Source organism: Bradyrhizobium sp. 4 (genome assembly GCF_023100905.1).
Classification (GTDB): Bacteria; Pseudomonadota; Alphaproteobacteria; order Rhizobiales; family Xanthobacteraceae; genus Bradyrhizobium.
In genome coordinates this window covers 5,039,501-5,056,857 of record NZ_CP064686.1, presented here as the reverse complement: position 1 = coordinate 5,056,857, position 17,357 = coordinate 5,039,501, and the positions used below count along the sequence as shown (strand labels likewise).

At 64.7% G+C, this 17,357-nt stretch carries 21 protein-coding genes; 16 read left to right on the top strand and 5 right to left on the bottom strand.

What is annotated here, in order from left to right:
* Complete coding sequence (locus IVB45_RS24090; RefSeq protein ID WP_247362375.1) at positions 1-1,356, bottom strand: 3-carboxy-cis,cis-muconate cycloisomerase; 1,356 nt, start codon at positions 1,354-1,356, stop codon at positions 1-3.
* Between the two features lie 184 nt (positions 1,357-1,540).
* Between IVB45_RS24090 and IVB45_RS24085 the strand changes: the two genes are divergently transcribed.
* The 10 genes from IVB45_RS24085 to IVB45_RS24040 all read left to right on the top strand — a co-directional run bounded on the left by IVB45_RS24085 (position 1,541) and on the right by IVB45_RS24040 (position 9,441).
* A complete protein-coding gene (locus IVB45_RS24085; RefSeq protein WP_018455582.1) occupies positions 1,541-1,987 on the top strand; it encodes a carbon monoxide dehydrogenase subunit G in 447 nt (148 codons plus the stop codon).
* 135 nt (positions 1,988-2,122) lie between these two features.
* Complete coding sequence (locus tag IVB45_RS24080; RefSeq protein WP_247362372.1) at positions 2,123-2,608, top strand: (2Fe-2S)-binding protein; 486 nt, start codon at positions 2,123-2,125, stop codon at positions 2,606-2,608.
* 33 nt (positions 2,609-2,641) lie between these two features.
* On the top strand, positions 2,642-3,448 hold the full coding sequence (locus IVB45_RS24075; RefSeq protein WP_027567711.1) for a xanthine dehydrogenase family protein subunit M: 807 nt from the start codon (positions 2,642-2,644) through the stop codon (positions 3,446-3,448).
* Positions 3,449-3,510: 62 nt separating this feature from the next.
* Positions 3,511-4,446, top strand: a complete 936-nt coding sequence (locus IVB45_RS24070; protein ID WP_247287225.1) for a MoxR family ATPase — start codon at positions 3,511-3,513, stop codon at positions 4,444-4,446.
* A gap of 128 nt (positions 4,447-4,574) precedes the next feature.
* Complete coding sequence (locus tag IVB45_RS24065) at positions 4,575-5,777, top strand: VWA domain-containing protein (RefSeq protein ID WP_247362369.1); 1,203 nt, start codon at positions 4,575-4,577, stop codon at positions 5,775-5,777.
* 9 nt (positions 5,778-5,786) lie between these two features.
* Complete coding sequence (locus tag IVB45_RS24060; protein ID WP_247362366.1) at positions 5,787-6,110, top strand: XdhC family protein; 324 nt, start codon at positions 5,787-5,789, stop codon at positions 6,108-6,110.
* Between the two features lie 2 nt (positions 6,111-6,112).
* Entirely contained in the window at positions 6,113-6,814 is a 702-nt protein-coding gene (locus IVB45_RS24055) for an XdhC family protein (RefSeq protein ID WP_247362362.1), read from the top strand.
* Complete coding sequence (locus tag IVB45_RS24050) at positions 6,811-8,415, top strand: molybdopterin-binding/glycosyltransferase family 2 protein (RefSeq protein WP_247362360.1); 1,605 nt, start codon at positions 6,811-6,813, stop codon at positions 8,413-8,415. The genes IVB45_RS24055 and IVB45_RS24050 overlap by 4 nt, the downstream gene beginning before the upstream one ends.
* A gap of 162 nt (positions 8,416-8,577) precedes the next feature.
* Positions 8,578-8,967, top strand: coding sequence for a DUF4189 domain-containing protein (locus IVB45_RS24045; RefSeq protein WP_007611990.1), 390 nt, complete (start codon positions 8,578-8,580; stop codon positions 8,965-8,967).
* Positions 8,968-9,030: 63 nt separating this feature from the next.
* On the top strand, positions 9,031-9,441 hold the full coding sequence (locus IVB45_RS24040; RefSeq protein ID WP_247362359.1) for a DUF2000 family protein: 411 nt from the start codon (positions 9,031-9,033) through the stop codon (positions 9,439-9,441).
* A 43-nt stretch (positions 9,442-9,484) separates the two neighbouring features.
* On the opposite strand, the gene IVB45_RS24035 is transcribed toward IVB45_RS24040, so the two are convergent.
* The 3 genes from IVB45_RS24035 to IVB45_RS24025 are packed head-to-tail and all read right to left on the bottom strand — an operon-like array spanning position 9,485 to position 10,706.
* The gene (locus IVB45_RS24035) at positions 9,485-9,898 is read right to left on the bottom strand and encodes a GFA family protein (protein WP_247362357.1); all 414 of its coding nucleotides are present in this window, start codon (positions 9,896-9,898) and stop codon (positions 9,485-9,487) included.
* Between the two features lie 11 nt (positions 9,899-9,909).
* Complete coding sequence (locus tag IVB45_RS24030; RefSeq protein WP_027567718.1) at positions 9,910-10,374, bottom strand: SRPBCC domain-containing protein; 465 nt, start codon at positions 10,372-10,374, stop codon at positions 9,910-9,912.
* A complete protein-coding gene (locus IVB45_RS24025) occupies positions 10,371-10,706 on the bottom strand; it encodes a metalloregulator ArsR/SmtB family transcription factor (protein WP_007611986.1) in 336 nt (111 codons plus the stop codon). The genes IVB45_RS24030 and IVB45_RS24025 overlap by 4 nt, the downstream gene beginning before the upstream one ends.
* A 109-nt stretch (positions 10,707-10,815) precedes the next feature.
* Here IVB45_RS24025 and IVB45_RS24020 point away from each other — a divergent pair, with 109 nt between their 5' ends.
* The 6 genes from IVB45_RS24020 (at position 10,816) to IVB45_RS23995 (ending at position 16,861) form a co-directional block, all read left to right on the top strand.
* On the top strand, positions 10,816-11,484 hold the full coding sequence (locus tag IVB45_RS24020; protein ID WP_247362354.1) for a TetR/AcrR family transcriptional regulator: 669 nt from the start codon (positions 10,816-10,818) through the stop codon (positions 11,482-11,484).
* Entirely contained in the window at positions 11,481-12,269 is a 789-nt protein-coding gene (locus tag IVB45_RS24015; RefSeq protein WP_247362352.1) for an efflux RND transporter periplasmic adaptor subunit, read from the top strand. Before IVB45_RS24020 ends, IVB45_RS24015 begins: the two co-directional genes overlap by 4 nt.
* On the top strand, positions 12,266-13,198 hold the full coding sequence (locus IVB45_RS24010; protein WP_247362350.1) for an ABC transporter ATP-binding protein: 933 nt from the start codon (positions 12,266-12,268) through the stop codon (positions 13,196-13,198). Before IVB45_RS24015 ends, IVB45_RS24010 begins: the two co-directional genes overlap by 4 nt.
* The gene (locus tag IVB45_RS24005) at positions 13,195-14,358 is read left to right on the top strand and encodes an ABC transporter permease (protein WP_247362348.1); all 1,164 of its coding nucleotides are present in this window, start codon (positions 13,195-13,197) and stop codon (positions 14,356-14,358) included. Before IVB45_RS24010 ends, IVB45_RS24005 begins: the two co-directional genes overlap by 4 nt.
* Before the next feature lie 30 nt (positions 14,359-14,388).
* On the top strand, positions 14,389-15,696 hold the full coding sequence (locus IVB45_RS24000) for an adenylate/guanylate cyclase domain-containing protein (protein WP_247287212.1): 1,308 nt from the start codon (positions 14,389-14,391) through the stop codon (positions 15,694-15,696).
* Between the two features lie 250 nt (positions 15,697-15,946).
* A complete protein-coding gene (locus tag IVB45_RS23995; protein ID WP_247362345.1) occupies positions 15,947-16,861 on the top strand; it encodes a PhzF family phenazine biosynthesis protein in 915 nt (304 codons plus the stop codon).
* Positions 16,862-16,894: 33 nt separating this feature from the next.
* Here the strand turns inward: IVB45_RS23995 and IVB45_RS23990 are convergent, their stop codons facing one another.
* On the bottom strand, positions 16,895-17,356 hold the full coding sequence (locus IVB45_RS23990; RefSeq protein WP_247362341.1) for a DUF488 domain-containing protein: 462 nt from the start codon (positions 17,354-17,356) through the stop codon (positions 16,895-16,897).
* Position 17,357: the final 1 nt, after the last annotated feature.

Below are 17,357 nucleotides of genomic sequence, written 5' to 3'. Positions count from 1 at the left end.
CTATTCGCGTTCGAGGCTGTCGAGCAGGCGGTCGATCAGGGCTTGGGAAGCGCCTTGATAGGCCATCGGCTCGAACAACGCCGCAATTTTTTCCGGCGAAAGATGCGCAGTGACCTGCGAATCGGCTGCGAGCACCTCGCGCAGATGCTTCTTCTCGGCGACCGCGCGCTTGCTCGCGGCCTCGATCAGATGATGCGCATCGCTCTTGCCGATCTTGTCGGCCAGCGCAAAGGTGACCGCTTCCGCCATGATCAGCCCGTGCGTCGCATCGAGATTGCTGCGCATGCGCGCGGCATCGACATCGAGACCCTCGGCGATGTCGACGATGGCGGCAAGCGCGCCGGAGGTGACCAGCATTAATTGCGGCAGCGTCGGCCATTCCGCGTGCCAGGGACCGGCGCTGCGTTCGTGGTCCTGCACCTGTGCGGCAAAAATCGTCGCTGCGAGCTGAGGCGCCATGGTCGCGCAGCCCAGCGCACTTGCGGCCGCGACCGGGTTCCGCTTGTGCGGCATGGTCGAGGAGCCGCCGCGGCCTTCGCCGGCAGGCTCGAACGCTTCGCCGACATCGGTCTGCATCAGCAGCGAGACGTCGCGCGCGATCTTGCCGCAGCTGCCGGCGAGAATCGCAAAGCTCGATGCGGCTTCCGCGATGCGGTCGCGATGGGTGTGCCAGGGCGCTTCGGGCAGCAGCAGGTTCAGCTCCCGCGCCAGCCGTTCGGAGACCACGAGCCCCTTGTCGCCGAGTGCTGCAAGCGTGCCGGCCGCGCCGCCGAATTGCAGTGCGAGGCCCTCGCGGGAGAGCCGCCTCAAGCGGCAGCGGGCGCGGGCGAGGCTTGCGGCGTATTCGGCGGCCTTCAGGCCGAACGGCATCGGCAGCGCGTGCTGGAGCCAGGTCCGCGCCACCATCGCCGTGTTGCGATGAGTGCGCGCCAGTGCGGCAAAGCCCTTGATGGCGCGGCTGAGATCGGCGTCCAACGCATCGATGCCGGCGCGAAGCGTGAGCATGGTCGCGGTGTCGATGACGTCCTGGCTGGTCGCGCCCCAATGCACGTAGCGGGCGGCCTCTGCGTCGGCCCTGCCGACATTGGCGGTCAGCGTCTTGACCAGGGGGATCGCGAGATTGCCGGATCGCGTCGCGGCCTCGGCCAGCGCAGCCATGTCAAAGGTATCGGCCTTGCATGCGGCTTCGATCGGGCCCACCGCGGACGCGGGAATCACACCGGTGGCGGCCTCGGCTCGGGCCAGGGCTGCCTCGAAATCGAGCATGTTCTGGAGGGTCGACCGGTCGTCGCAGACCGCGCGCATGGCCACGCTCGACAGCATCGGCGCGAGCAGGGGGGAGAGGGATGTGCTCATATTATGCGGGACCTAACCACCATGGCCCGCCTGTGCCAATCCCAAACCGGCGGCGCAAGCTTTTTGCAGTTGCGAATATGCATTGCCCGTGACCGGAGGCCACCCTTTCTTTTGCCGCCTCCGTGCGGTACTTGAGCAGCATTAAAGTTGCACGATCCAAGTTCGGTATCCGGGGAGGCACCCAATGGCCATGACGATGAACGGCGAAGTCCAGCTTGCGGCGCCGCGCGAGGCCGTGTGGGCCAAGCTCAACGATGCCGAGGTGCTGAAGGCCTGCATCCCCGGCTGCGAGGAGCTGGAGAAGACCGACGATGGCGGCTTTCGTGCGACGGCGAAAATGAAGGTCGGTCCGGTGTCGGCGCGCTTCAAGGGCAAGGTCACGCTGTCCGATCTCGACCCGCCGAACGGCTACAAGATCTCCGGCGAAGGCGAGGGCGGGGTGGCCGGCTTCGCCAAGGGTGGCGCCGTGGTCAAGCTTGCGGAGAAGGACGGCGGCACGCTTTTGTCCTACGAGGTCGAGGCACAGATCGGCGGCAAGTTGGCGCAGCTCGGCCAGCGCCTGATCAACGGCGCCGCCAAGAAACTGGCCGACGAATTTTTCGCGAACTTCGCCAAGGCGGTACAGGGCTGAACGCTATCGCCTTTCGGCATGGCGCCTTGCATTCCCGGTGATGTTGCCCCGGGGCATAATGGCCCATATGATGGGTTGGAATAATTATAAGAACCGCTTCGACGGGACCCGTCGGGGCGCTGATAGAGAGTGCTTATGGCAAAAATCTCCCTCATCGTGAACGGCAATCCTTTTACGGCCAATGTCGATCCCCGCACCCTGCTGGTGCAGTTCCTGCGCGAGAATCTGCGGCTCACCGGCACCCATGTCGGCTGCGACACCTCGCAGTGCGGCGCCTGCGTCGTGCATCTGGACGGCAAGGCCGTGAAGTCCTGTACCACGCTCGCCGTCATGGCCGATGGCCACGAGGTCAAGACGATCGAGGGGCTGGCCGCCGACGGCGCGCCGCTGCATCCGATGCAGGAGGCCTTCCGCGAACACCATGGCCTGCAGTGCGGCTTCTGCACGCCCGGCATGATCATGACCGCGATCGACATCGTCCATCGCAAGGGCAACGAGCTCGACGACCACATCATCCGCGAGGAGCTGGAAGGCAATCTCTGCCGGTGCACCGGCTACCAGAACATCGTCACCTCGATCTCCGCCGGCGCCAAGGCGATGGCGAAATCCGATCTCGCGTAAACTTCGCGCGCACTCTGCGATCAGGACATTCAGATGTACGACTTCAAATATCATCGCCCCGGGACCGTTCGGCAGGCCGCCAACATCCTGGTCAAGAACGAAGACGCCAAGGTGATCGCCGGCGGCCATACGCTGATTCCCGTCATGAAGCAGCGCCTCGCCAGCCCGCCGCATCTGGTCGACCTCTCCCATATCGATGGGCTCAACACGATCGAGATGAAGGGCCGCGCGCTTGTGATCGGCGCCACCGCCAGGCATGCCGAGGTCGCAAGCTCGGCCATCGTCGGCGAGGCGATCCCGGCGCTCGCGAATCTTGCCAGCCAGATCGGCGATCCCGCCGTGCGCCACAAGGGCACGATCGGCGGCTCACTCGCCAACAACGACCCGACGGCGGACTATCCGGCTGCAGTGCTCGCGCTCGGCGCCACCATCGTCACGAACAAGCGCCGCCTTAAGGCGGAAGAGTTTTTCCAGGGCCTGTTCACGACGGCGCTCGAAGCCGACGAGATCATCACCAAGGTGATGTTCCCGCTGCCGAAGAAGGCGGCCTATATCAAATTCCGCAACCAGGCCTCGCGTTACGCGCTGGTCGGCGTGTTCGTGGCGCGGCGTCCCTCCGACGTGCGGGTCGCGGTCACCGGCGCCGGCTCCGAAGGCGTATTCCGTGTCACCGCGTTCGAGGAAGCCCTGAAGAAGCGCTTCGCCGCGAAAGCGCTTGATGGCATCGAGGTGCCGGCGGACGGCCTCAACAGCGACATCCATGGCAGTGCCGAATACCGCGCGCACCTCATCGGTGTGCTGACGCGGCGTGCCCTCGACGCCGCCAACGCCAAGGAGTGAGTGATCCTCACGCCTCGGCCCAAACTTGTCCCCGGTGAGGGCGTAGCGAGACTGGCTTTTTCATGACCTCAGCGGCCAATACGTCCGGTGCCAATACTTCAGTTGTATTGCCGGCATCGGTCGATTCGATGCTCGAACTCCTGACGTCGCGCGGCTATCTCGCCGAGCGATCGCTGGCGACGGTGACCTATCTGTCGCTGCGCATGGGCCGGCCGCTGTTTCTCGAAGGTGAGGCCGGCGTCGGCAAGACCGAGATCGCAAAAGTGCTGTCGGCGGCACTGGGGCGGAAGCTGATCCGCCTGCAGTGTTACGAAGGCCTCGACGTCTCCTCGGCGGTCTACGAGTGGAATAGCGCCGCGCAGATGATCGCGATCCGGATGGCCGAGGCCGCCGGAGATACCGATCGCGATCAATTGTCGTCCGACATTTTCGCCGATCGCTACATGATCAAGCGACCGCTGCTCCAGGCGCTGGAGCCTGACGTCGCCGGGCCGCCGGTGCTGCTGATCGACGAGCTCGACCGCGCCGACGAGGCGTTCGAGGCGTATCTGCTCGAAATCCTCAGCGACTTCCAGGTGACGATCCCCGAATTCGGCACCGTGAAGGCGCCGAGCCCGCCGATCGTCATCATCACCTCCAACCGCACCCGCGAGATCCACGACGCGCTGAAGCGGCGTTGTCTCTACCACTGGGTCGATTATCCCGACGCCGACCGCGAGCTCGCGATCGTCAAGTCGCGCGTGCCCGGCATCTCCGCAAAATTGTCGCAGCAGGTCGTGCGCTTCGTCCAGGCACTGCGCAATCAGGATTTCTACAAGTCGCCGGGCGTCGCCGAGACCATCGATTGGGCCACCGCGCTGTCGGAGCTCGACGCCCGCTCGCTGACCCCGCAAGTGGTCGGCGACACGCTGGGCGCGCTGCTCAAATACCAGGACGACATCACGCGGATGCAGGGCGACACCTTGCAGAAGGTACTGAAGGACGCGACGAGCGACTAGCTTGTCATTCCGGGGCGCGCGAAGCGCGAACCCGAAATCCATTGGGCCGCAGAGTGAGTAGATTGAATGGATTCCCGGCTCGCGCCCATGAGGGCGCGCCCCGGAATGACGGCTGAGAGTGATGAACCATGGCCATCAACCACCTTGCGCCTGAGCAGACCGAGCAGTTCGCCGACAACATCGTCGGCTTTGCCCGCGCGCTGCGTTTGGCGGGCATGCCGGTCGGGCCGGGTGCGGTCATCGATGCCATGAGCGCGCTCCAGGTGATCGACATCGGCAACCGCGCCGACGTCTTCACCACGTTGGAGGCGATCTTCGTCAAGCGCCACGAGCATGCGCTGATCTTCAAACAGGCCTTCAACCTGTTCTTCCGCGCGTCGGAAGAGTGGAAGCACATGCTGGATTCGGTGCCGTTGCCGGAGCAGGCCAAGAAGAAGCCGCAGGCCGGCTCGCGCCGTGTGCAGGAGGCGATGTCGCAGCCGCGCATGACGGAGACGTCGCAGCACCAGGAGCAGGATTTGCGCCTGTCGGTCTCGGACAAGGAAATCCTTCAGAAAAAGGATTTTGCGCAGATGAGCGCGGCCGAGATCACCGAAGCGCTCCGCGCCGTCGAGCGGATGCGGTTGCCGCAGGCCGAGCTTCTGACGCGCCGGCACCGGCCCGATCCCCGGGGCCTGCGCCTCGATCTCCGCCGAACGCTGCGCGCCTCGTTACGCACGGGCGGCGACATCATCGATATCCATCGCCTCGGGCGGATCGAGAAACCGGCGCCGATCGTCGCGCTGCTCGACATCTCGGGTTCGATGAGCGAGTACACCCGCCTGTTCCTGCATTTCCTGCATGCCATAGGGGACGCGCGAAAACGTGTCTCGGTCTTCCTGTTCGGCACTCGCCTCACCAACGTGACCCGGGCGCTGCGCCAGCGCGATCCCGACGAGGCGCTGGCGAGCTGCTCGGCCTCGGTGGAGGACTGGGCCGGCGGCACGCGGATCTCGGCCTCCCTGCACAATTTCAACAAATTGTGGGCGCGGCGCGTGCTGAGCCAGGGCGCCATCGTGCTGCTGATCTCCGACGGCCTGGAGCGGGAGGCCGATTCCAAGCTCGCCTTCGAGATGGACCGGCTGCACCGCTCCTGCCGGCGGCTGATCTGGCTCAACCCGCTGCTGCGGTTTGGCGGATTCGAGGCCAAGGCCCAGGGCATCAAAATGATGCTGCCGCACGTTGACGAATTCCGTCCGGTACATAATTTGAGCTCGATCCAGGAGCTGATCACCACGCTCTCCCGGCCGCTGCCGCCGCATCACCGCAGCTTGATCCGCTCCGCAGCCTGAGAGGTAGCCATGCTCGATCGCGACGAGGATATTCTGAAGGCGGCGGAGGACTGGCAGAAGGCCGGCCGTGGCGTCGCGCTCGCCACCGTGGTGGAGACCTGGGGCTCGGCACCGCGCCCGGCGGGCTCGAGCCTCGTCATCAACGACGAGGGCACGTTCCTGGGGTCCGTCTCCGGCGGTTGCGTCGAGGGCGCCGTGGTCACCGAGGCCATGGATGTGATCCAGAGCGGCAAGCCCAGGATGCTGGAGTTTGGCGTTGCCGACGAGGCTGCCTGGAATGTCGGGCTGTCCTGCGGCGGCACCATCCGCGTCTTCGTCGAGAAGGTCGGCTAGCCGTGAAGCTCGCAATCCTGCACGAACTCAATGCCGAGCGCGCCGCGCGCCGCCCGGTGATCCTGGTGACGGACACCGAGAGCGGCGAGCAGCGCCTTGTGAAAGCCAAGGATTTCGCCAAGGATCCCTTGGGCGCTGAACTCGACAAGCAGCTTCGCATGGGCAAAAGCGCCAGTGTCGAGGCCGGCGGCAAGAAGCTCTTCCTCAACGTTTATGCGCCGACCGCAAAGCTCGTCATCGTCGGCGCTGTCCATATCAGTCAGGCGCTGGCGCCGCTGGCGCGCTCGCTCGGCTACGACGTCACCGTGGTCGATCCGCGCACGGCCTTTGCGAGCCCCGAGCGCTTCCCAGACGTTCCCTTGGTCGCGGAATGGCCCGACACGGCGCTGCCGCCACTCAACGTCGATGCCTACACCGCTTTCGTCGCGGTGACGCACGATCCAAAGATCGACGATCCCGCGCTGCTGCACGCTTTCGAGCGCAACTGCTTCTATATCGGCGCGCTCGGCTCGCGGAAGACGCATGCCAAACGCGGCGACCGGCTGCGGGCGCAGGGCGCCAAGGACAACGACATCGCGCGCATCCATGCGCCCATCGGGCTTGCGATCGGCGCGGTCTCGCCGTCCGAGATCGCGGTGTCGATCATGGCCGAGATCACGGCGGTGCTTCGCCTGCCGCCCAAAGAAAAAGAAGAAGCCGCATGAAATTCGGCCCGGCGAGTCCCAGGGATGCGATCGGCGGGGTGACCGTCCACACCCTGCGCCAGGGACCGCTGGTGCTGAAGAAGGGCACGACGATCGGCCCTGCCGAGGTCGAGGCGCTGGAGCGCGCCGGCATCAAGGACATTGTGGTGGTGCGGATGGAGGCGGGCGATGTCTCCGAGGACGTCGCTGCCGCCAGCATCGCGCTCGCCGTCGGTGGCGATGGCATTCATGTCGAGCGTGCCTTTACCGGTCGAGCCAATCTGTTCGCCGGGCGCCCGGGCGTGCTGGTGATCGATCGCGCCGCAGTGGACCGCATCAACAATATCGACGAGGCCATTACCTTTGCCACGCTCTCCGCCTTCAAGCCGGTGGTCGAGGGCGAGATGGTCGGCACCGTCAAGATCATTCCGTTCGGCGTCGAAGGAAACTTGCGTGATGCCGCGGTGAAGGCCGCGGGTCGCGACGTTCTGAAGATCGCGCCTTACGTCATCAAGCGTGTCGGCGTGGTCTCGACGCTGTTGCCCGGCCTGTCCTCCAAGGTGATCGACAAGACGTTGCGCGTCACCGCCGAGCGGCTTGCGCCAGCCGGCGCTGGCATCATCGCCGAGCGGCGGGTCCCCCATGAGGAGCAGGCGCTGTCGGCTGCGATCAACGAACTGCTGGGACTTGGCGCCGAGCTCGTGATCGTGTTCGGGGCATCCGCGATCGCCGATCGCCGCGACGTGATCCCTGCGGCCGTGACCGGAATCGGCGGCGAGATCGAGCATTTCGGCATGCCGGTCGATCCCGGCAATCTTTTGCTGATTGCCCGGACCGGCACCGTTCCTGTGCTGGGAGCGCCCGGCTGCGCGCGCTCGCCGGTCGAGAACGGCTTTGACTGGGTGCTGATGCGGCTGCTGGCTGGCATCAAGGTGACACGGTCCGAGCTGATGGGCATGGGCGTCGGCGGCCTCCTGATGGAGATCGTCACGCGTCCGCAGCCGCGCGCAAAACCGGAGATCGAGAGCAACAACCACGTCGCGGTCATCGTGCTCGCGGCGGGCCGTTCGACCCGGATGGGTGGGCCGAACAAGCTACTGGCCGAGCTCGACGGCAAGAAGCTGGTGCGGATTGCGACCGAGCAGGCGCTGGCCTCGAAAGCATCGGAGGTCATCGTGGTCACCGGCCATCAGACCGAGCTGATCGAGCAAGCCTTGCGAGGCCTGAAGGTGCGTTTCGTCAAAAATCCGGATTTTGCCGGCGGCATCGCAAGCTCGGTCAAGGCCGGTATCGCGGCCGTTCCAGAAGCTTGCGACGGCGCTGTGGTCTGCCTCGGCGACATGCCGCTGATCGATGCCGGCCTGATCGACCGTCTCATCGACGCGTTCGCACCGGACCGCGGCAATCTCATCGTCGTGCCCGTCAGCGAAGGCCGCCGCGGCAATCCCGTGCTGTGGTCGCGCCGCTTCTTCACGGAGTTGATGACGCTCGATGGCGATGTCGGCGCGCGCCATCTGATCGCCAAGCACACCGAGGCGGTCGCCGAAGTGCCGGTCGACGGCGAGAGCGCCTTCCTCGACATCGACACGCCGCAGGCGTTGGAAGCGGCAAGACGCGGGTGACGCTGCGGTATGATGGGCAAAGGCGCGTAGCGCCATGCCCACCATTCCCCAGACTGCGATCTGAAATTGGTGGCACGCCTCAATTTCAACGCCCCGTTCACCATCTGGAAACGACCGGCGCTTACAGTCCACTTCACCTGCCTTGGGGGGAGGGGTTTTTCCATGGCTTCGAACGTCGTCGCGCGCCGTTGCGCGATGTTTTTCTTTGCGCTGTCCGTCTGCGTCGCGGGCGCTCGCCATATCACCGATGCGCACGCCGCCGGTGCATTTGCGGTCGGCAAGTGCGGCGCCTATGGCCAAGCGTTTGATTATGGCGCCGAGCACGAAGCGCGTGCGGCGGCGCAGAAGCAGTGCAAGGGCGATTGCACGACCGTGACGATGAAGCGCGCTTGCGCCGCGATGTCGGTCGATCTGTCCAATCCCTGCGGCGCCTATGGCTATGCCGTCAAGCCGAAGATCTCGGCCACGCTCAATGCCGCGACGCGCGAATGTTACAAATACGGCGGCAAGGAATGCGTGATCCGCGCCTGGGCCTGCGACGCAAAGGGTTGATTCCTGTTGCCGTCATTCCGATGTTGCGTAGCATCGAGTCCGGAATGACAGTTGGGGAATTCAATGCAATTCGACACTAAAATCGCCGTTGTGATCCGCACTGATCTTCAGCCCTGGCAGAAGCTCAACGTTGCCTCGTTCCTGACCAGCGGCATCGCGGCTGCGTTTCCCGACTGCATCGGCGAGCCCTATGAGGACGCGTCGGGCACGAAATATCACGCGCTAATCGGACAGCCGATCCTGATCTATGGCGCCGACGGTCCCGCATTGACGCGCGCGCTCGATCGGGCCCTGACGCGCAGCGTCAAGCCGGCGGTCTACACCGAGGACATGTTCAAGACCACGCATGATGCCGCCAATCGCGAGGCGGTGAGGGCAGTGGCGCGCCCTGACCTCAACCTCGTTGGACTTGCGATGCGCGCCGAGCGCAAGGTGATCGACAAGATCGTTGATGGGCTGAAGTTTCATAGTTGACGTGAATGCGCGCGGTCTTGCGCGCGCTTCCACTTGCGATGCCTTACCCCGGCGGCATGCCAGCGAATTTCGGCAGGTCCGGGTCAAGACGATCCCAGTCATGTCCGCGCGCGGCGAAAGTGACCGCCTGCGGCTTGTAGCGGGCGGGCTCGTCGAGACTTGTGGCGCGGATCGTAAAGACGTCGGGCTGTGCCGCGAAGGTCATGTAAACAGGCACGCCGCACTGCGTGCAGAAACCGCGCGTCTTCACGTTGCCGCTGTTGGCGACCATGTCCCAATGCTTCGCCTCGCCGGTAAGCGTGACGCCGGCGCGCGCGAAGGTTATGTAGGAGCCGTGCCCGCTGCCGCTTTCGCGCTGGCAGTCCCGGCATTGGCAGTGATTGGCGAACAGGGGCTCACTGGCGATCGAATAGCGGATCGCGCCGCAGGCGCAGCCGCCGGTAAAGGGCTTGGTCATGCGATAACTCCTTACTTGTCTTCGCCGCTGATCTCGTCGAGCTGGCGGACGACCTTCTTCCAGCCGCCGCTCATGCCCGTGTAGGCCGACTGGTTCCTGGGTATGACGAAGCCCGCATGAACCAGACGGATCCGCGTGCCGGCCTCGACCGGGGTGAGGGACCACGTCACGACAGTGTCGAGCGGCGCGCCGTAGCCGGTGTTGCGCTCATCGCCGCCCTTCCAGGCGTAGACGAGGCGCCGGTTCGGCATGACTTCAAGGACGCGACAATGGATGACGCCATCCCAGGCGCCGCCCGGCGTGGTCTGGTAGGTGAAAGTGTTGCCTTCGACGGCCTCGAAACCGGTCGGCGGCATCAGCCAGCGCGCGATGAGCTGGGCGCTGGTCAGCGCCTTCCAGATCGTCTCCGGCGCGTGAGGGAGCACCTCGTCGAGGACGATGTCTTTTGTCTCGGCTTTCAATTCAAGAGCACTCACGGATCGATCTCCTTCAAGAGGTCACGCAGGTTCTGGAAGCGCTCGCGCCAGAACACGCCGTAATGGTCCATCCAGGAGACCAACGGTTCGAGGCCTTGCGGCGCGGCACGGTAATAGACGTTGCGGCCCTCGGCACGCTCGGCGACGAGGCCGGCCTGCTTGAGGGACTTCAAGTGTTGCGAGATCGCGCCTTGCGTCACGCCGCTTCCGCGCGTGAGCTCGGCGACGCTGATCTCCTTGCTCTCGAAGACGCGCTCGAACACCGCGCGCCGGGTCGGATCGGCGAGGGCGCGCATCACGGTGGTGACGGGATTTGGGGCGGCTTCGATCATGGGAATTAGATCAGCATCCACTAATGAATTAGTAAAAGCTAATTTATTGGCCTGGTTGGGTCTGTAATCCTGCCTTGACCATGACTGACCGGTCAGTCATGTAATCGGGATGACCAAGAAGCCGACCAAACCCGCCGCTCCGTCCACAGATCGCGCCAGCGACGCGGCACCCGCGTCGAGCCGCGCCACGCGCGCGGCGGAACGGCGTGCCGCGATCGTGGAGGCCGCGATGGAGGAATTCATCGCGCGCGGCTTTGCCGCGACGCGGCTCGACGACATCGCGAAGCGCGCGGGTGTCGCCAAGGGCACCATCTACCTGCACTTCAAGGACAAGGAATCCATGTTCGAGGAACTGGTGCGGACCGTGATCGTCCCTGTGGTGACGCGGTTGACAGCATTGCCGCCGCCGGCGGGCTCGGTGCGTGATCTCGTCGAGACGTTTGCCAGCAACTTCCTCAAGGAGGTGATCGGCACCAGACGCGGTGATCTCGTGCGCCTGATCGTGGCCGAGGGACCGCGCTTTCCGTCCGTGGCCGATTTCTACTACCGCGAGGTCGTCTCGCGCGGGATGGCCGCCATGCGCGCCCTGATCGAACTCGGCATTGCCCGCGGCGAGATCCGCCAGAAGAACCTGGCGCATTACCCGCAGATCCTGGTCGCACCCGCTATGATCGCGGTGATCTGGCAGAGCCTGTTTGCGCGGCACGCGCCGCTCAACGCGCAGGACATGCTGCGCGTCCATCTCGATTTGATTTTTGGCGAACGGAGCTCGACATGAGGTCGTTGCGAGCAATTTTTATATTCGCATTAGTCGCGGTCCTCGCAACCGGGCTTGCTGGCTGCAAGGACAAGCGTGAGCCCGGCTTCCAGGGCTGGGTCGAGGCCGACATGATCTTCGTCAGCCCGGACGAGGCGGGCCGCGTGACGAAGCTGAACATCCGCGAGGGCGACGAGGTCAAGGTCGGAGATCACCTCTATTCAGTCGACGACGATCTCCAGCTTGCCGATCTCAACCAGAACAAGGCGACGCTTGCCAACGCGCAGCAGACCTATGACCGCGCGGCCTCGCTGAGCAAGACCGGCTCGGGCACGCAGGCCAATCTCGACTCGGCCGTCTCTGCCTTGCGCGTCGCCGAGGCGCGGGTGGCGACCTCGGAGACGCGGATGGCGCGGCGCAAGGGCTTTGCGCCCGTGGCCGGTGCCATCCAGCAGATCTATTTTCGCGAGGGCGAGATGGTGGCAGCGCAGCGGCCCGTGCTCTCGATCATGCCTCCCGGCAACATGAAGCTGCGTTTCTTCGTGCCGGAGACCGAGCTGCCGAAGCTTGCGATCGGCGACACGGTGCGGATCGCGTGCGACAATTGCGCCGCCGATCTCACAGCAAAGATCTACTTCATCGCGACTTCGGCCGAATACACCCCGCCTGTCATCTACAGCCTCGAGGAGCGCAACAAACTCGTCTACCTGATCCAGGCGCGGCCGTCGCGCCCCGATGCGCTGCGTGTCGGACAACCCATCGACGTCCATCTCAATCCAAAAACCCCCGTGGCGGACAAGCGATGAACGGCGGCAATGGCATTGCGATCGACGTCAAGGGCCTGAGCAAGTCGTTCGGCGGCCGCGAGGTCGTGCACGATTTGTCGATGCAGGTGAAGCGGGGTTCGATCTACGGCTTCCTCGGCCCGAACGGCTCGGGCAAGACGACGACGATTCGCATCCTCTGCGGCCTGCTCACGCCCGACAGCGGCGAGGGCACCTGCCTCGGCTACGACATTAGGCGCGATGCCGAAAAGATCAAGCGCCAGGTCGGTTACATGACCCAGCGCTTCAGCCTCTATCAGGATCTCTCTGTCCGCGAAAACCTCGAATTCGTCGCGCGCCTATACGGCCTTCGCGATGCACGCGGCGCCGCGCGCGACATGATCAAGCGGATCGGGCTCTCGGGGCGCGAGGAACAGCTCGCGGGCGAGCTCTCCGGCGGCTGGAAGCAGCGGCTGGCGTTGGGCGCCTGCACATTGCCCAGTCCGAAACTGCTGTTGCTGGACGAGCCGACCGCCGGCGTCGACCCGAAGGCGCGGCGCGATTTCTGGAACGAGATTCATGCACTGGCGGCCGACGGTCTCACCGTGCTGGTCTCGACACACTACATGGACGAGGCCGAGCGCTGTCACGAGATCGCTTATATCGCCTATGGCCATCTGCTCGTGCACGGCACCGTGGACGAGGTGATCGCGAAATCCGCGTTGACGACCTACACCGTGACGGGCGAGGACCTGAACGGGCTCACCGCTGCGCTCACCGGCAAGCCTGGAATCGACATGGTGGCGCCGTTCGGCACGTCGTTGCACGTCTCCGGCCGCGACGTCGCCGCGCTCGAGGCCAGCATCGCGCCGTGGCGCGAGAAAAGCGGGCTGCATTGGCACAAATCATCGCCTTCACTGGAAGACGTGTTCATCGAATTGATGAGTCGTTCCAAGGACAATTTCCAATGAGCGCGGTCGATCGTCCCGAACCCCAGCACGCGATCCGGGAGCGATTCGGCTTCTGGAGGCGCTCCTATGCGATGCTGATCAAGGAGTTCATCCAGCTCAGGCGCGACCGGGTGTCGTTTGCAATGATCGTGATGCTGCCGGTGATGCAGCTGCTCCTGTTCGGCTATGCCATCAACACCACGCCGCACAATCTGCCGAGCGCGGTGCTGCTCCAGGAGGACTCCGATCTCGCCCGCTCGATCCTGAAGGCGCTGGAGAACACCGCCTATTTCCGCTTTCTCTACGAAGTGCACGACGTCGACGACTTCGACAATCTCCTGAAATCCGGCAAGGTTCTGTTCGGCGTCGAGATCCCGCGCGGCTTCGAGCGGGCAGTGCGGCGCGGCGATAAGCCGGCGCTGCTGGTCGCGGCCGACGCCACCGATCCAGTGGCGGCGAGCGCGGCGATCGGCTCGCTCGGCATGGTCGTGCAGACCGCACTCAAGCACGATCTCTACATCGGAGATCCCCCGGAGATGCCGTTCGAGATCCGCGCGCATGCCCGCTACAACCCCGCCGCCGCGTCGAGCCTCAACATCGTGCCGGGCCTCGTCGGCACCATCCTCACCATGACCATGCTGATCTTCACCGCGCTCTCGGTCACGCGCGAGGTCGAGCGCGGCACGATGGAGAGCCTGCTGTCGATGCCGATCAGGCCGGTCGAGGTGATGTTCGGCAAGATCATCCCTTACGTGCTGGTCGGGTTCGTGCAGGCGTTCCTCATCATCGGCATCGGGGTCGGCCTGTTCGGCGTGCCGGTGCTCGGCAATCTGTTCCTGCTGGCGCTGCTCTCGACGCTGTTCATCACGACCAACCTGGCGATCGGGTATACGATCTCGACGCTGGTGCAGAACCAGCTCCAGGCGATGCAGATGTCGATGATGTTCTTCCTGCCGAGCATCTTGCTGTCCGGCTTCATGTTCCCGTTTGCCGGGATGCCGGCCTGGGCGCAATATGTCGGCGAGTGCTTGCCGCTGACGCATTATTTGCGCATCGTCCGCGCCATCATGCTGAAGGGCGCGAGCATGCAAAATTTGCATTTCGACGCGCTGGCGCTGGCGGTCCTGATGCTGCTCGCCATGACCATCGCCGTGACGCGCTTCCGCCGCACGCTGGATTGAGGCAAGATGCCCCGGAATCAAGGGGGTGGAATGGTCAGTTTTGCGAGCAGGAAGGCCCGGCAGCATGCCGTGGTCTCCGAAGACTTCGAGCGCGAGCTGACGCGCGAAGTGCTGCGCACCGAGCTCGTGCGGGTGAGGGCGCTGATCACGACGGGCTGCGTCATCGTCGTGTTTCTCACTGCGATCTATCTTGTCGATTCCTCCGTGGTGCAGCGGGTCTGGCGGGGCACCGAGGGGCTTGCCGAGGTCTATGGTCTCCTGACCGGCTTCATCCTGTTCGAGGTCTGGGTCCACAGCCAGATCAGGCGAAACCTCAAGCTCGACCGCGATCTGCCGGTGATCCGGCGCTATATCGGTGCGCTGATCGAGACCTCGCTGCCGACCGTCATCCTGATCCTGCAGATTCGCAGCATGGGCGCGAGCCAGGCGCTCGGCTTCGTCGTGCCGCTGATCTATTTCATTTTCGTCATCCTTTCGACCCTGCGGCTGGACTTCTGGCTGTCCACCTTCACCGGCTTCGTCGCTGCGGGTGAGTTGCTCACTGTGGCGCTGATCTTCGATCCCGCCAGCGGGAGCGGCGAGCCGCAGATCTATTTCCACGCGGTACGAAGCACCATCATCCTGATCTGCGGCGTGCTTGCCGGCGCGGTCGGTGCGCAGCTCCGCCGCCAGTTCGCCGCGAGCATTGCCGCAGCGACCGCGCGCGACCGGGTGACCAACCTGTTCGGCCAGCACGTTTCGCCGCAGGTGGTGGAGCGGCTGATGGCGGCGGGGACGAGCGCCGCCGGCGACCTCCGCCGCGTTGCCGTGATGTTCGTCGATTTTCGCGGCTTCACCGCGGGCGCGCAGTCGCGAACCCCGCAGGAGGTGGTCGACCGGCTCGACGGCGCCTTCGCCGTTCTGGTCGACATTCTCGACCGCGAGGGTGGCATCGTGAACAAGTTTTTGGGCGACGGCTTTCTCGCCCTGTTCGGTGCGCCGCTGGAGACTTCCGACGCCGCGCACCGCGCGGTCGCCGCGGGCCGCGAGATGCTAACCGCGATGGAGCGCATCAACGCGCAGACGAGCTGGCCGCTCAAGATCGGCATCGGTATCCATTTCGGCGAGGTCGTCGCCGGCAATATCGGCTCGCCCCGGCGCAAGGAATACACCGTCATCGGAGACACCGTGAACTTCGCCTCACGGCTGGAGGCGCTGAACAAGGAGTTCGGCTCGCAGCTCTTGATCTCGGCGGCCGTTCGCGAGGCACTTGGCAAGGACTGCGACGATGCGGTCTCGCTTGGGGAGGTCGAGGTGCGCGGTTACGAACAGAAGGTGGCGGTGTTTCAACTGGGGTGAGGGCCGCTTCCTGCGCTTTCAAATGTGAGTCGCGCTTCGCTGAAGCGGGTCGGGTTCGTTGAAGGCGCGTGATGAAATATCTCTGCTAGCTTTTGGGGCTTGCATTGTGGAAGCCGCTTCTCGGCCTCCAACGCGTCACCGCGATTGCTCCGATTGCACTCAATTTTGGGGAATGACGGACGATGTTGCCGGCTTGTAGAGTGCCGGCGACGCGGCCGATTGCGGCTGCGATTGCGTAAGGGAAATGAAGATGCAGCGCCGCTACATCACCGTCGACGTGTTCACCGACCGCGCCTTCGGCGGCAACCAGCTCGCCGTGGTGCTCGATGCCGGCGGGTTGTCGACCACGCAAATGCAGGCGATCGCGACCGAGTTCAACTATTCCGAGACGACCTTCGTGTTGCCGCCGCGTGACAAGGCGAATGATGCAGAGGTGCGCATCTTCACGCCTGTCAGGGAGCTTCCTTTCGCTGGCCATCCCAATGTCGGCACCGCCTTCGTGCTGGCCTCGATCGCGAAGGAGCCGAAACCGCGTCTGCGGTTCGAGGAGAAGGCGGGGCTGGTGCCGGTCGATATCTCGCGAGAGCAGGGGCGGGTAATCAGCACCGAGCTCACCGCGCCGCAGCCTCTGACCCGCCTGTCGCAGTTGTCTGCCGCTGATGCCGCGAGCTGCATCTCACTCAGTGCAGACGACATTAGGGTCGACCGTCACGCTCCACAGGTCGTCAGCGTTGGAACGCCGTTTCTGGTGATTGAGGTGCACTCGCGCGATGCGCTCAAACGGGCGAGGTCCGACGCGGCGGCCTTCGGCAAGGTATTTCCGTGCGACGGCGCGTTCGCGGCGTGGTTCTATACGCGCGATGTGCCCGCGGCGGAGGCGCCTTGCGAGCGGCAGGCGCGGATGTTCATGCGCGGCGCCGGCGGCCTCGCCGAAGACCCCGCCACCGGCAGCGCAACGGTCGCGGCCGCCGCGCTGTTCGCCGATCTCGATCCTGTCCGCGACGGCGAGTTGAAGCTCACGGTCGGCCAGGGTTTTGACATGGGGCGGCCGAGCCTCTTGCTGACGCGCGTGCGCAAGCAGGACGGCAACATCGTCTCCGCTCATGTCGGCGGCAGCTGTGTGCAGATGATGGAAGGCACGTTCCGGCTCGCGGGGGAGGGGTAGCTCTCTATTCCCGGCCATGACGGAGAGAGTCGTTCAGGCCTGCCGTCCCGCCAGATTCTTCACTGCCACTCCATCGCGCTCTTCGATGATCTCAGCGATCATCTGGCGGTGGCAGTGGGTGTGATCGCGCTCGTAGCAAAGCAGACAGACGGGACCTGCTTTCTTCACCAGCGCCGAGAGCTCGTCCATCTGCTCCCTGGCCTCCGGCGTCTTCAGGTGCTTTGAGAAAACCTTCTCCAGCACATCGTATTGCCCGCTGCGGGCGGCGAGGCGGCCTTCCTTGGGCGTTCCGAGCGCTGCCAGATGGACATAGGCGATGCCGCGTTCATCGAGGCCTGCGGCGAGCTGCCTCTTGGAAAAGCCGGGCCGGCGCGATGACGTCACCGCGCGCACGTCGACGACGAGCTTGACGCCGGATTGCTCCAGCTCGTCGAGCACTGCCTTGGGCGGCGTCTGCTCATAGCCGATGGTGAAGAGCTTTTTTGCCTTTGCCATG